Raw genomic sequence first — 12987 nt, forward strand, 5'->3', positions numbered from 1 at the left:
CCGCCCGCCGCTCGCGTCGTCGGCGCCGCGGCGCCGGCGGGTGCGGACGCAACGGGTGCAGCCACCGGCACCCCGGACTGCAGGCGCCGCTCGATGCGGTCGATGCGGGCGCCCCAGCCCGCCTCGCCGTCGGCGCCGGGCAGCAGCACCCGTGCGCAGAGCAGCTCGAGCTGCAGCCGCGGCGAGGTGGTGCCGGTGAGCTCGGTGAGGCCGGTGGCCACGACGTCGGCCGCCCGGCTGAGCGCGGCGGCGCCGAAGTGGCTGGCCTGCTGGCGCAGCCGCTCGACCTGGTCCTCGGGCATCCCGCGCAGGATCGCGCCCGCGCCGTCCGGCACCGCCTGCACCACCACCAGGTCGCGCAGCCGCTCGAGGAGGTCCTCGACGAAGCGGCGCGGCTCGTGGCCGGTCTCGACCACGCGGTCGACGACGTGGAACACCGTGGCGGCGTCGCCGGCGGCGAACGCCTCGACGACGGAGTCGAGCAGCGCGGAGTCGGTGTAGCCGAGCAGCGCCACCGCGCCGTCGTACGTGAGGCCCTCGTCGGTCGACCCCGCGATCAGCTGGTCGAGCACCGACAGCGAGTCGCGCACCGATCCGGCACCGGCGCGGACGACGAGCGGCAGCACGCCCTTCGCGACCTGCACCCCCTCGGCATCGGCCAGCTCGCCCAGGTAGGACTGCAGGCGCGCGGGGGGCACCAGCCGGAACGGGTAGTGGTGGGTGCGCGAGCGGATGGTGCCGATCACCTTGTCGGGCTCGGTGGTCGCGAAGATGAACTTCACGTGCGGCGGCGGCTCCTCGACGACCTTCAGCAGCGCGTTGAAGCCCGCCGCCGTGACCATGTGGGCCTCGTCGATGATGTAGACCTTGAAGCGGCTGGCCGCCGGACCGAACGACGCCTTCTCGCGCAGGTCGCGGGCGTCGTCGACGCCGCCATGGCTGGCCGCGTCGATCTCGATGACGTCGACCGTGCCCGCCCCGCCGCGGGCCAGCGCCACGCACGAGTCGCACACGCCGCAGGGGGTGTCGGTGGGGCCCTGCTCGCAGTTCAGGCAGCGCGCGAGGATGCGCGCCGACGTCGTCTTGCCGCAGCCGCGGGGCCCGCTGAACAGGTACGCGTGGTTGACCCGGCCGGTGCGCAGCGCCTGCATGAGCGGCCCGGTGACGTGCTCCTGCCCGATGACGTCGGCGAACGACTCGGGCCGGTAGCGGCGGTACAGGGCGGTGGACACGACGACGACCCTAACCCCGCCCGCCGACAGCCCGGGCCGCCCTGTGGACGACGGCCCGGGCGGTGCGCGACGTCGTCAGCCCTGCGACTTCTGCGTGGTCGGCTCCCACTGCCTCCACTGCTCCAGCCGGCGCTCGTAGAGCGGGTAGACGATCTTGGGGGCGTCGGCGCCGAACAGCACCCGCAGCGGCGGCTCGTCGGCGTCCACCACGTCGAGCAGCGCGAGCGCCGCGGCCTTCGGGTCGCCGGGGGTGCGGGCGGCCGACGTCTTCCGGCGGGCCTCGCGGACGTGCTCGTACTCGGGCATCGGCTCGGACGTGCGCGACGACGGCCCGGCCCAGTCGGTGCTGAACCCGGCCGGCTCCACGAGCGTCACCTTGATGCCGTACTCGGCGACCTCCTGGGCCAGCGACTCGGTGAGGCCCTCGAGCGCCCACTTCGACGCGTGGTAGGCGCCGACGTTCGGGAACGCGCCGATCCCGCCGATGCTCGTGACCTGCACGACGTGCCCGCCGCGCTGCTCGCGCAGGAACGGAAGAGCAGCCTGGGTGACCCACAACGCGCCGAAGAGGTTGGTCTCCAGCTGGTCGCGCAGGTCCGCCTCCGACAGCTCCTCGACCGCGCCGAAGTGCCCGTACCCGGCGTTGTTCACGACGACGTCGAGCCGCCCGAACCGCTCGTGCGCCTGCTGGACGGCGGCGCCGGCCGCCGCCTTGTCGGTGACGTCGAGGGTGATCGGCAGCACGCGCTCGCCGTACCGCTCGACGAGGTCGTCGAGGGTGGAGGCGTCGCGCGCCGTGGCGGCCACGCCGTCGCCGCGCTCGAGAGCGGCCAGGGCGAACTCGCGGCCGAAGCCCTTGGACGCTCCGGTGATGAACCAGTTCTTCGACATGCCGGTGCCAACCCGCGGTGGCGGCGGACCAATTCCCGCTCGTCACCCGGAAAGGCTCGTCGCCGCCCAGAACGCGCGAAACGCGGCCCGCCCACCGTCCGGAAGGCTGCCGCGCTCACTTCGTACCGCTACTGCAGCACGCCCCTCGAAGATACTTGACGACCGACAAAGGGTCAAGGCGTCAGCCGGGGAAGGCCTGCTCGATCGCCTGCTGCGCCTCGTCGACGATCGCCCGCATCGACCGCTCGGCGGTGGCGGCGTCACCGGCTCGGACGGCGGCGGCGACGTCGGCGTGCAGCTGGATGGCGGCGGGCTCGGGGTGGGCTGGCATGAGGTGGTGGTGGGTGCGGCCGGAGAGCACCTCGGCGACGACGGGTGCGAGCGCGGCGAACATCTCGTTGCCGGAGGCCTCGAGCAGCGTGCGGTGGAAGTCGACGTCGTGACCGAGGTAGGTCTCGAGGTCCCCCGCCCGGCCGGTGGCGGCCATGCCGGTGACGGCGGCGGTGAGGGCGGCGACCTGCGCGTCGTCGGCGCGGGTGGCGGCGAGGGCGGCGGCGACCGGCTCGACGCCGCGGCGCAGCTCGCTCAGCGACCGCAGCTGGCCCTCGCGCCTGGCGCCGTCCAGGCGCCAGCGGATCATCCGCGGGTCGAAGACGTTCCACTCGCGGCGGGGGCGCACGGTGACGCCGACGCGACGGCGGCTGGTGGCCACGCGCAGCGACTCGAGCACCTTCACGACGTCGCGCGCGACGGTGCGGCTGACCCCGTGCTGCTGCACGATCTCGTCGATGCGCAGCACCGAGCCCTCGGGCAGCTCGCCGCTGACCAGCTGCGGCCCGATGGTGGCCAGCACCCGCTCGTGCAGCCCGGTCGGGGCGTCGACGTCGGTGTCGCGCGTGCTCACCGCACCAGTGTGTCCCACGAATACATCACATCTTTCTTGCCAGGTTGCCCCAATTGGTAGCACTATCGGTGCGCCCCCGCGACACCCGACCTCGACGACGAGGAGCCTGCATGACCTCCGGCACCCACAGCCCACGATCGCCCCTGCTGGTGGTGATGGGGGTCTCCGGCTCGGGCAAGACGACGACGGGCGAGGCGCTCGCCGCCCGGCTCGGCCTCGACTACGCCGACGCGGACGGGTTCCACCCCCCGGCGAACGTGGCGAAGATGGCGGCCGGGCACCCGCTGGACGACGCCGACCGGGCCCCGTGGCTGCGGGCGATCGGCACGTGGCTGGCGGAGCACGACGGCGTCGGCGGCGTGGTCACCTGCTCGGCGCTGCGGGTGACCTACCGCGACGTGCTGCGGCAGGCGGCCCCCCGGCTGCGGCTCGTGCACGTGTCGGCGAGCCGCGAGGTGCTGCGCGAGCGGGTCGGTGCGCGCCGAGGGCACTTCATGCCGCCCGAGCTGCTCGACTCGCAGCTGGCGACGCTCGAGCCGCTTGCCGAGGGCGAGCACGGGGTGACGGTCGACGTCGGCCAGCCGGTCGACGCCGTGGTGGACGACGCGCTGCGCGGCCTCGGGCTGAGCGCGCAGCGCACGACGGGAGCCTGAGATGCCGTACGCGATCCTCGCCGCCGACCCGATCGAGCCCGCGGCGGGCAGCGGCCAGCTGATCCTCGCCGCGCTGGTCGGCATCGCCGTCCTGGTGCTGCTCATCACCTGGGCCAAGCTGCACCCGTTCCTGGCGCTGACCATCGGCTCGCTGGTGGTCGGTGCGGTCGCCACCCAGCCGCTGGCCGACACGGTCGCCAGCTTCACCAAGGGCGTCGGCGACACGACCGCGAGCGTCGGCACGCTGATCGCCCTCGGCGCGATGTTCGGCAAGCTGCTCGCCGACTCGGGCGGCGCCAGCCAGATCGTCGACACCATCGTCGGCCGAGCGAGCGCCCGCGCCCTGCCCTGGGCCATGGCGCTGGTCGGCGCGGTCATCGGCCTGCCGATGTTCTTCGAGATCGGCCTCGTGCTCCTGGTGCCGGTCGTGCTGCTGGTGGCCCGCCGGGCGAACCAGCCGCTGATGCGCATCGCGATCCCGACGCTCGCCGGCCTGTCGGCGATGCACGGCCTGGTCCCGCCGCACCCCGGCCCGCTCGCCGCGATCGGCAACCTCAAGGCCGACCTCGGCCTGACGCTCGCGCTGGGCATCGCCGTCGCCATCCCGACGGTGATCGTCGCCGGCCCGCTGTTCGCGCGCCTCGCGGTGAAGTGGGTGCCGGTCACGGCACCCGAGAGCTCGTACGAGCGCGCCGAGGACGGCGAGCACGCCGGCCGCCGTCCGGCCTTCGGCATCACGCTGTTCACGGTGCTGCTGCCGGTCGTGCTGATGCTGGCCCGGGCGATCGCCGAGGTCGTCGCGCCGGACGCCGGGGGTCTCACGCCGGTGCTGGTCTTCCTCGGCACGCCGCTGGTGGCGCTGCTGATCGCCGTGCTGGTCGCGATCTTCACGCTCGGCCGCGGTGCCGGCATGGGGCGCGAGGCGCTGTCGAAGACCTTCGGCGACTCGCTGCCGCCGATCGCCGGCATCATCCTGATCGTCGCCGCGGGCGGCGGGTTCAAGCAGACGCTGGTCGACACCGGCATCGGCTCGGTGCTGGCCGACTTCATCAAGGGCTCGTCGGTCTCGCCGCTGCTGCTCGCCTGGCTCGTCGCGGTGCTGATCCGCCTCGGCACCGGCTCGGCGACGGTCGCCACGGTGACGGCGTCCGGCATCCTGCAGCCCGCGACGGTCGGCATGCCGAACGCCGAGATCTCGCTGCTGGTGCTGGCGATCGGCGCCGGGTCGGTGTTCTTCAGCCACGTGAACGACGCCGGATTCTGGCTGACGAAGGAGTACTTCGGGCTCAGCGTCGGGCAGAACATCCGCACCTGGTCGCTCATGGAGACCGTGCTGTCGGTGACCGGCCTGGTGCTGGTGCTGATCCTCGGGATCTTCGTCTAGCGTGCCCGGCCTCTTCGACCTGACCGGCGAGGTCGCGCTGGTCACCGGCGCCAGCCGGGGCATCGGTGCCGTGCTGGCCCGTGGGCTCGCCGAGCACGGCGCCACCGTGGTGCTCACGGCCCGCACCGACGGTCCGCTGCAGCAGGCGGCCCGCGACCTCGCCGACCGGAGCGGGGCGACCGTGCACGCGGTCGCCTTCGACGTCACCGACGAGCAGGGCGTGGTGGACGGCGTGCGCCGGGTGCGCGAGCTGGCGGGCGAGCCGACGGTGCTGGTGAACAACGCCGGCGTGCAGCACCGCCAGCCGCTCGTCGACACCTCGGCGGCCGACTGGCACCGCGTGCTCGACACCAACCTGACCAGCGCCTTCCTGCTGGCCCGCGAGGCGGCTCCGGCGATGGTCGCCGCCGGGCGGGGCAAGGTGCTGAACGTCGGCTCCGTGCAGACGTCGCTCGCCCGGCCGGGCCTGTCGGCGTACTCGGCGAGCAAGGGCGGGCTGGCGATGCTCACGAGGGTGATGTGCGCCGAGTGGGCGGCGTCCGGGGTGCAGGTGAACGCCCTGGCGCCCGGGTACGTCGAGACCGAGCTGACGAGGCCGCTGCGCGACGACCCGGCCTTCGACACCTGGATCCGCGGGCGCACGCCGGCCGGTCGCTGGGGCACCCCGGGCGACCTCGTGGGGGCCGCGGTGTTCCTCGTCTCGCGGGCCGCCGACTTCGTCTCCGGGCAGGTGCTGACCGTGGACGGCGGCCTGACGGCGGTGGTCTAGAGTGTTCGGCGACCCCTCGTGCGGCGTCATCTCGCTGAACTCCCCCAGGGCCGGAAGGCAGCAAGGGCAGGCGGGCTCTGGCGGGTGCGCGAGGGGTCGCTGCTGTCCCTGGCCACCTCCTTCGTCGGGTAACCTCTCCGGCGGAGGATTCGCATAGTGGCCTAGTGCGCACGATTGGAAATCGTGTTGGGGTAACACCCTCGCGGGTTCAAATCCCGCATCCTCCGCCAGCCGCACCGAGGGGCCCGGACGCCGGTCGCGTCCGGGCCCCTCGTGCGTCGTCCGCCGCGCCGCGCGGGCCCGGCGCCCTACAGTGACCCCGTGATCTTCCGAGGCGTCGGCGACTCCCGCCCCTACCCCGACCACGGGCTGACCACGGTGAAGCAGTGGTCTGAGGTCGCCCCGCGCATGGTGCGGCTGGACGAGCTGGTGACCACCAAGCGCACGCTCGACCTCGACGCGCTGCTGTCGGAGGACTCGACCTTCTACGGCGACCTGTTCGCCCACGTCGTGGAGTGGCAGGGGACGATGTACCTCGAGGACGGCCTGCACCGGGCGCTGCGCGCGGCCCTGCAGCAGCGGCCGGTGCTGCACGCCCGGGTCCTGGTGCTGTAGGCCCGCCGCATGAGCTACCTGTCGGAGGCGTCGAGCTGGCGCGAGCGGCGCCGTCGCCGCCAGCGCCTCACCCTCGTCGTGCTCGTCGCCCTGCTGGTGCTGGCGGGCCTGGTCGCGGCCGGCGTCTACACCGGCGTGCTCGGCGGCGGGTCGGACGACGTGTCGGTGCAGCAGGTGCCGACGTGCGGTCCGGCCACGAAGGCGGCGCTGCGCCCGCGCGACGTCCGGCTGAACGTCTACAACGGGACGTCGCGGGCCGGGCTGGCCGGCGACACCGCCGAGACGCTGCGCAGCCGCGGGTTCGCGGTGGGCACGGTCGCGAACGACCCGAAGGACACCCACCCCAAGGGCACCGCCGTCGTGCGCTACGGCCCGAAGGGCGTCGCCGCGGCGAAGCTCGTCGCCAAGCAGCTGCCCTCGCCGAAGCTGCAGCAGGACAAGCGCAAGGGCGGCTCGGTCGACCTCGTGCTCGGCGCGAAGTTCGACAGGCTGGCCGCGGCGCCGAAGCCGACCGCGAGCGCCACGCCGACGCCGTCCTGCACGACAGCGCCGGCGACGACCGGCAGCACGAAGCCGACCACGAAGCCCACCTCGAGGACGCCGACCTCGAGGGCGACGTCGAAGCAGGGCTAGCCCTGCTGCTGCAGCCGCCGGCCGATCGAGGCGTGCAGGGCCTGCAGCTGGCCGGTGCCGAGGGTGTGCGTCTGCGCGTCGATCTGCCGCAGCAGGGCGGGGTCCTCCATGACCAGCTCGCTCGACTGCAGCAGCACGGTGCCGGCACCGGTGAAGTCGAACTGCCGCTCCTCGCCGGACTGGCGGCCGAAGAACGACGTCGCCATGCCGAGGAACCCCTGCATCCAGTTGGTGTCGTAGTGGTGCGAGGGGCTCGGGCAGTCGGCCCAGCCGACCAGTGCCTGCGGGTCGACGCGGATCGGCGGCTCGGCGAAGATCACCGGCCCGTTCGACGACGCGAGGAACTTGCCGGTGCCGATGAGGGTGAGGAACCCCGGCACGATCGACTGCTTCAGCTCGAGCGTGGGCGCGAAGCCGAGCAGGTTCGAGGCGCGGATGGTGAGGTTGCCGTCGTCGAGGTCGTAGCTGTTGATGTCGAAGCCGCGGTCGCCGAGCACGAGCTTGCCGTGCCCCTGCGCGACCACCCAGTCCTGGGCGTAGAGCGGGCTGGAGAACTGCGCGGCCACGAAGGCGGCCAGGTTGCTGACCGACGTCAGCGCCTCGAACCGCATCTGGCCGTAGTAGGCGATCATCGCGCCCTTGGACAGGAAGTACCGCCCGTCCAGGTCGACGCAGAACGCGTACGGGTTGATGTTGTCGTCGCTCGGCAGGGTCGCCGGGTTCAGGACGTCGGGCACGGTGCGCTCCCCCTAGAACTTCTGCTCGGACGCCTGGACGTACACGGTGCCGGTGCCGCTCACCCGCAGCTGGATCGACTCCCCGGAGCCGCGCCCGACGGCGTCGCGGAACATGCCGCCGGCGCCCATCGTGGTGACCTCCACGTTCACTGCGCCCACGTGCGCGACGTACGCCTGCGGGTCGACGCCGACCGAGCCGTTCACCGGCAGCGCCAGGCACCCGCCGTGGGCGAGCAGCGCGACCGTGCCCTGCCCCGACAGCTGCGTGGTGAACAGGCCCTGCCCGGTGACCGCGCCGCGCACCGCGCCGCGGATGCCGCCCTGCTGACCGAGGAACACGACGGTCGACTGGAGGTGACCGTCGTGCGCGAGCAGCCGGTCGGCCTCGACGCTCAGCGTGCTCGCGCCGTCGAGCTCGACGAGCGTGATGTGCAGCCCGGCGTACCCGTAGAGCACCTCGCCCGAGCCGTCGGCGACCATCAGCGGCGAGCTCTCACCGGCCATCGCGCGGCCCGCCATGCCCATGATGCCGCCGACGCCGCCGACGCCGCCGACGCCGCCGCCGCCCGCCTGCCCGCTCTGGGCCGGGTAGAACGCGACCTGCCCGGTGTAGGCGAGCATCGCGCCGCGCCGGGCGACGACGTGCCGACCCGGCTGCACGGGCACCCGCACGACCTTGCTGTTCTCGAGCACGTAGGCCATGTCAGCGCTCCGCGGGCTGGATGTAGACGGCGCCGGACCCGTTGAACTGCAGAGAGAAGGCCTCGCCGTTGCCCTCGCCGACGGCGTTGCGCCACGAGATGTCGGTGACGAACGACTGCTGCAGCTGGCCCCGCGAGCAGACGTACGCCTGCGGGTCGACGACGAGCGGGTGCTGGGGGCTCACCTCGAGCACGATCGCGGGCCCGTCGCTCACCACGACCACCGTGCCCTGCCCGGTGACCGTCGTCGTGAACAGGCCCTGCCCGGACGTCGCGCCGCGCAGCCCGGTGAAGGTGACGTCGGTGCGCAGCCCCGACCCGACGGCGAGCAGCGACGACGACTCGACCTGCAGCGTCTCGCCCTGCAGCTCGATCAGCTGGACCTCCTGGCCGTCCGCCGCGCAGTAGACGACGCCGTGCCCGGTCATCTCCATCAGCTGCAGGCTCTCGCCGGTCATCTTGCGCTTCAGCGCACCGCGGAGGCCCTCGCCGCCGCCCATGCCGGCGTGCTTGAACTGCACCTGCCCCTCGAAGGCGACCATCGAGCCCGACAGCGCCCGCGCCGTGTCGCCCTCCAGGTGCACCTCGAGCACCCTCGAGCCGTTGCGCACGAACCTCGCCACGCCGTCCCCCTCTCGCCACCTGCCAGCCGGCCGACCTCCCCGGTGGCCGCGCCGCACGCTACAGCGGCGCCACCGACCGCGTCACGGCTCGGCCGCATCCAGCCGCGTCCCAGCAGCGATCCGTAGAGTGGCCCGAGCCGCCCGACCACGACCTGAGGAGCCCCGTGGCCCCGTCCAGCAGTGCCAGCCGTCGCGACCGCGAGGACCGCGCGAAGAAGGTGGAGGAGGCGCGCCGCAAGCAGCGGGCCGCCGACCGCCGGCGCGCCACGATCATCTGGGGCACGGCCGTGGTCGTGGTGCTGGCCATCGCGGGCGCCGTCACCTTCGCGATCCTGCGGGAGAAGGCGAACACGCCGAGCCTGGCGGCGGTGAAGACGTACACCGAGAAGCGCGACCACGTCACCACGGCGGTGACCTACGACGTGACGCCACCCGTCGGCGGCGACCACAACCCGGTGTGGCTGAACTGCGGCATCTACACCAAGGCGGTGCCGAACGTGAACGCGGTGCACTCGATGGAGCACGGCGCGGTCTGGATCACCTACCGCCCCGACCTGCCCGCGGCGGACGTGAAGAAGCTGACCGACGCGACGCCCGACACCTACGCGATCCTGTCGCCCTACCCCGACCTGCCCGCCCCGGTCGTCGTCAGCGCCTGGGACCACCAGCTGCGCCTCACCGGCGCCGACGACCCGCGGCTCGCCGAGTTCATCCGCACCTACCGCCAGGGCCCGCAGACCCCCGAGCCGGGCGCGGCCTGCACCGGCGGCACCGACGGCTCCGACACCACCACGACCGGCCCGGCGCCCACCACGTCGGCCAGCCCGTCGGCGACGCCGAGCAGCTGATGCGCCTCGCCGGGGACGTCGACGACGCCGCGACCGCCGACGACGGCGACCTGCGGACGCCGGACGACGCGCCCCGGCGACGCACCGTGCTGCCCCTGGTGGCGGCGGTGCTGGTGCTGCTCGCGGCGCTGGGCGGCTTCGCGGTCGGGCGGCTGGTGACGCCGAGCACCACCCCGGCCGACGACAGCGCCGCCGCCGGGTTCGCCCGCGACATGCAGGCGCACCACGCCCAGGCCGTCGACATGTCGTTCACCGTGCTGGCCCGCACCGACGACCCCGAGGTGCGCACCCTGGCCTACGACATCGCGACGACCCAGCAGCAGCAGATCGGCCAGATGTACGGCTGGCTGGTGGCGTGGGGCCTCCCGCAGACCGGGCGTCGCCCGGCGATGGCCTGGATGAGCGAGGGCGGCCACGCGCACGCCGCGACCCCTGCGGCGACGGCGTCCGCGAGCGGCGGGGCCGGCGGCACCGGCACCGCGGCGATGCCCGGCATGGCGTCGGCCGCAGACCTGCAGCGGCTCGCCGGCCTGTCGGGCCGCCCCGCCGAGGTGCTGTACCTGCAGCTGATGATCGCCCACCACCACGGCGGCGTCGAGATGGCGCAGGAGGTGCTGGCGCTGCCCGCACCGACCGCCGTGCACGACCTGGCCCGCAGCATCGTGGCCTCCCAGACGTCCGAGATCACCGCGATGCAGCAGATGCTGCGAGCCCGAGGAGCGACCGCATGACCACCGTGGGCGCCGTCTTCACCCCCGACCTGCCCCCCGAGCGGCTGCGGCCGGTGGCGCTCGCCGCCGAGCGGGCCGGGCTCGCCGAGCTGTGGCTGTGGGAGGACTGCTTCCGCGAGAGCGGCGTCGCGAGCGCCGCGGCGGTGCTCGGCTGGACCGAGCGGCTGCGGGTGGGTGTCGGCGTGCTGCCGGTGCCGCTGCGCAACGTCGCGCTCACCGCGATGGAGCTCGCGACGCTGCACCGCCTCTTCCCCGGCCGGCCGGTCGTCGGCGTCGGGCACGGCGTGCAGTCGTGGATGGCGCAGGTCGGCGCGCGCCCGGCGTCGCCGCTGACCCTGCTGCGCGAGCAGGTCGACGCGCTACGGGCGCTGCTCGCGGGCGAGGAGGTCACCGTGGAGGGCCGCTACGTGCAGCTCGACCACGTGCGCCTCGACTGGCCGCCCGCCGAGCCCGTGCCGGTGCTGGCCGGCGCCGAGGGGCCCCGCACGCTGCACCTCAGCGGCGCGCACGCCGACGGCACGGTGCTGACCGGGGGCACGTCGTCGTCCGAGGTGCGGGCCGCCGTCGAGCGGGTCGCGGCCGGGCGGGCCGAGGCCGGCCGCACCGACCCCCACCCCGTCACGGTCTACGTCGTCACGGCCACCGGCGCCCGGGCCGCCGAGCGGGCCGCCGCCACGACGCGGCGGATCTTCGACGACGACGCCGACCGCTGGGTGGCCGGCGACGACGCGGCCGACGTCGCGCAGCAGCTCGGCCGCTGGACGCAGGCCGGGGCGGACGTGCTGGTGCTGCAGCCCGCCGAGGGCGAGTCGGACGTCGAGGCGTTCGTGACCTTCGCGGCCGAGGTCGGCCGGCAGCTCGGCTGAGCGTCGGTCAGGCGTCGCGGGCGAGCGGCTCCGACACCCAGCCGGTGCGGGTCGCGAGCGCCGCGGCGAGCGGGGCCGGGCGGCCGTGCAGGTACCCCTGGGCCAGGCCGACGCCGAGCTCGACGAGCACGTCGTGCTCCTCGGGGGTCTCGACGCCCTCGGCCAGCAGCTGCGCGTCGACCTCTTCGGCGAATCCGACCAGCGACCGGATGAGCGCCCGGCGCACCGGGTCGGTGTCGACGTCGCGCACCAGGTCGACGTCGACCTTGATGACGTCGGGGCGCAGCTGCAGCACGTGCCGGAAGCTCGCGAACCCGGCGCCGGCGTCGTCGATGCACAGCGGTACGCCGATGGTGCGCAGCCGCTCCCGCACCCGCAGCAGCGGCGCGTAGTCGGGCACGTGCGTGTGCTCGGTGATCTCGACGCCGAGCCGCGCCCCACGGGCCAGCGCGCGCAGCCCCTCGCGCTGCAGCAGCTCGTTGACGCACGGGTCGAGCAGCGCCTCGGCCGACAGGTTGATCGTGAGCGTGGTACCGGCCGGCAGGACGTCGACGGCGGCCACCGCCGCGCGCGCGGCTGCCAGCTCGAGCTCGACGCCGCGCCCGACGCGGGCCGCGGCGGCGAACGCCTGGGCCGGACCGCGGAAGGCGCCGACGCCGAACCGGGCCAGCGCCTCGTAGCCGACGACCTTCCCGTCGGGCAGGCGCACCAGCGGCTGGTAGACCGTGGTCATCGACCCGGCGGTCAGCAGGTGCTGCACGGCCCGCGACTCGTCGAGGGCGATCCGCCGGCGCACGGCCTCGGGGGTCGCCATCCGGTCGCTGATCAGGGCGGCCAGCAGCGCGAGGAAGCGCGGTGCGCCGTCGTCGAGCGTGGGGTCCGCGGCGGTGCCGACGGCGCAGAGCATGCCGGTCACCTCGCCGTCCGGCCCGTGCAGGGGCGCGCCGACGTACGAGCCGATGCCCAGCTGGTGGGTCATCGCGAGGTCGCGGGCGACGGGGTGGCGCCGGGCGTCCGGGATGACCGCCGGCAGCTCACCGTGCAGCACCCGCACGCAGTAGGTCTCCTCCATCGGGGTGCTGCCGCCGATCTCGGCCCGCAGCAGCGACGAGTCGCCGCTGCCGCAGCGGATCACCTGGCGGCCGCCGGTGAACTCGGTGACCCAGGCGACGTCGGTGCCCAGGTGCTCGCGGGCGAGGTCGAGCACCCGCTCGACCTCTGCGTCGGTCAGGACGCCGATCTGCGGGGTGCCACAGGTGTCGGGCACGGCACCCCCTCTCGGCCGCCGGCGTCTCCACCGGCGACATGACGGCAGTCACGGTCGTGCGCTGCCAAGGGTCGTATCGGCACGGGGGCGCCGGGCTCAACGTCCGTTGAGCACGCAAGAGCAGCGAGCCGCC

Annotated in this window: 15 protein-coding genes, 1 tRNA gene and 1 other RNA gene; 10 read left to right on the forward strand and 7 right to left on the reverse strand. The window is 74.1% G+C overall.

The window, feature by feature from the left end:
* The 3 genes from ACYVI6_RS10930 to ACYVI6_RS10940 all read right to left on the reverse strand — a co-directional run.
* The coding region (locus ACYVI6_RS10930) for a DNA polymerase III subunit gamma and tau (RefSeq protein WP_460446401.1) at window positions 1-1232 on the reverse strand (1232 nt) is incomplete at its 3' end.
* Between the two features lie 75 nt (window positions 1233-1307).
* Window positions 1308-2123 carry an oxidoreductase gene (locus ACYVI6_RS10935; RefSeq protein WP_460446402.1) on the reverse strand — a complete coding sequence of 272 codons (816 nt, stop codon included), beginning with the start codon at window positions 2121-2123 and terminating at the stop codon, window positions 1308-1310.
* Between the two features lie 181 nt (window positions 2124-2304).
* Window positions 2305-3027 carry a FadR/GntR family transcriptional regulator gene (locus ACYVI6_RS10940; RefSeq protein ID WP_460446403.1) on the reverse strand — a complete coding sequence of 241 codons (723 nt, stop codon included), beginning with the start codon at window positions 3025-3027 and terminating at the stop codon, window positions 2305-2307.
* A 110-nt stretch (window positions 3028-3137) separates the two neighbouring features.
* Here ACYVI6_RS10940 and ACYVI6_RS10945 point away from each other — a divergent pair, with 110 nt between their 5' ends.
* From ACYVI6_RS10945 to ACYVI6_RS10975, 7 genes are all read left to right on the forward strand, one after another.
* The gene (locus ACYVI6_RS10945; RefSeq protein ID WP_460446404.1) at window positions 3138-3680 is read left to right on the forward strand and encodes a gluconokinase; all 543 of its coding nucleotides are present in this window, start codon (window positions 3138-3140) and stop codon (window positions 3678-3680) included.
* 1 nt (window position 3681) lies between these two features.
* On the forward strand, window positions 3682-5064 hold the full coding sequence (locus ACYVI6_RS10950) for a GntP family permease (RefSeq protein WP_460446405.1): 1383 nt from the start codon (window positions 3682-3684) through the stop codon (window positions 5062-5064).
* Between the two features lies 1 nt (window position 5065).
* Entirely contained in the window at window positions 5066-5833 is a 768-nt protein-coding gene (locus ACYVI6_RS10955; protein WP_460446406.1) for a glucose 1-dehydrogenase, read from the forward strand.
* A 7-nt stretch (window positions 5834-5840) separates the two neighbouring features.
* Window positions 5841-5937: signal recognition particle sRNA small type (gene ffs / locus ACYVI6_RS10960), an RNA gene on the forward strand.
* Between the two features lie 38 nt (window positions 5938-5975).
* A tRNA-Ser gene (locus ACYVI6_RS10965) sits at window positions 5976-6063 on the forward strand.
* A gap of 91 nt (window positions 6064-6154) precedes the next feature.
* Window positions 6155-6448 carry a type II toxin-antitoxin system VapB family antitoxin gene (locus ACYVI6_RS10970; protein ID WP_460446407.1) on the forward strand — a complete coding sequence of 98 codons (294 nt, stop codon included), beginning with the start codon at window positions 6155-6157 and terminating at the stop codon, window positions 6446-6448.
* A gap of 9 nt (window positions 6449-6457) precedes the next feature.
* A complete protein-coding gene (locus ACYVI6_RS10975; RefSeq protein ID WP_460446408.1) occupies window positions 6458-7081 on the forward strand; it encodes a LytR C-terminal domain-containing protein in 624 nt (207 codons plus the stop codon).
* Here the strand turns inward: ACYVI6_RS10975 and ACYVI6_RS10980 are convergent.
* From ACYVI6_RS10980 to ACYVI6_RS10990, 3 genes are read right to left on the reverse strand one after another with little or no spacing between them, the layout of a single operon-like run.
* The gene (locus ACYVI6_RS10980; RefSeq protein ID WP_460446409.1) at window positions 7078-7818 is read right to left on the reverse strand and encodes an AIM24 family protein; all 741 of its coding nucleotides are present in this window, start codon (window positions 7816-7818) and stop codon (window positions 7078-7080) included. The two genes, ACYVI6_RS10975 and ACYVI6_RS10980, sit on opposite strands and share 4 nt — an antisense overlap.
* A gap of 12 nt (window positions 7819-7830) precedes the next feature.
* Window positions 7831-8520 (reverse strand): AIM24 family protein, encoded by a 690-nt coding sequence (locus tag ACYVI6_RS10985; RefSeq protein WP_460446410.1) that lies wholly within the window; start codon window positions 8518-8520, stop codon window positions 7831-7833.
* Between the two features lies 1 nt (window position 8521).
* Window positions 8522-9142, reverse strand: coding sequence for an AIM24 family protein (locus ACYVI6_RS10990; protein WP_460446411.1), 621 nt, complete (start codon window positions 9140-9142; stop codon window positions 8522-8524).
* Window positions 9143-9306: 164 nt separating this feature from the next.
* Between ACYVI6_RS10990 and ACYVI6_RS10995 the strand changes: the two genes are divergently transcribed.
* Genes ACYVI6_RS10995 through ACYVI6_RS11005 form a run of 3 tightly spaced genes read left to right on the forward strand, consistent with a single transcriptional unit; the run spans window position 9307 to window position 11587 of the window.
* Window positions 9307-9990, forward strand: coding sequence for a DUF3105 domain-containing protein (locus tag ACYVI6_RS10995; protein WP_460446412.1), 684 nt, complete (start codon window positions 9307-9309; stop codon window positions 9988-9990).
* The gene (locus ACYVI6_RS11000; protein ID WP_460446413.1) at window positions 9990-10721 is read left to right on the forward strand and encodes a DUF305 domain-containing protein; all 732 of its coding nucleotides are present in this window, start codon (window positions 9990-9992) and stop codon (window positions 10719-10721) included. Before ACYVI6_RS10995 ends, ACYVI6_RS11000 begins: the two co-directional genes overlap by 1 nt.
* Window positions 10718-11587, forward strand: coding sequence for an LLM class flavin-dependent oxidoreductase (locus ACYVI6_RS11005; protein ID WP_460446414.1), 870 nt, complete (start codon window positions 10718-10720; stop codon window positions 11585-11587). The genes ACYVI6_RS11000 and ACYVI6_RS11005 overlap by 4 nt, the downstream gene beginning before the upstream one ends.
* A gap of 7 nt (window positions 11588-11594) precedes the next feature.
* On the opposite strand, the gene ACYVI6_RS11010 is transcribed toward ACYVI6_RS11005, so the two are convergent.
* Window positions 11595-12854, reverse strand: coding sequence for an EAL domain-containing protein (locus ACYVI6_RS11010; protein WP_460446415.1), 1260 nt, complete (start codon window positions 12852-12854; stop codon window positions 11595-11597).
* Between the last annotated feature and the right edge of the window lie 133 nt (window positions 12855-12987).

This window comes from Angustibacter aerolatus, assembly GCF_054776675.1.

Bases quoted from the DNA above. Each gene is read 5' to 3' on its own strand.
- ACYVI6_RS10935 (WP_460446402.1), bottom strand. From the start codon at position 2,123: ATGTCGAAGAACTGGTTCATCACCGGAGCGTCCAAGGGCTTCGGCCGC.
- ACYVI6_RS10945 (WP_460446404.1), top strand. From the start codon at position 3,138: ATGACCTCCGGCACCCACAGCCCACGATCGCCCCTGCTGGTGGTGATG.
- ACYVI6_RS10950 (WP_460446405.1), top strand. From the start codon at position 3,682: ATGCCGTACGCGATCCTCGCCGCCGACCCGATCGAGCCCGCGGCGGGC.
- ACYVI6_RS10975 (WP_460446408.1), top strand. From the start codon at position 6,458: ATGAGCTACCTGTCGGAGGCGTCGAGCTGGCGCGAGCGGCGCCGTCGC.
- ACYVI6_RS10985 (WP_460446410.1), bottom strand. From the start codon at position 8,520: ATGGCCTACGTGCTCGAGAACAGCAAGGTCGTGCGGGTGCCCGTGCAG.
- ACYVI6_RS11000 (WP_460446413.1), top strand. From the start codon at position 9,990: ATGCGCCTCGCCGGGGACGTCGACGACGCCGCGACCGCCGACGACGGC.
- ACYVI6_RS11005 (WP_460446414.1), top strand. From the start codon at position 10,718: ATGACCACCGTGGGCGCCGTCTTCACCCCCGACCTGCCCCCCGAGCGG.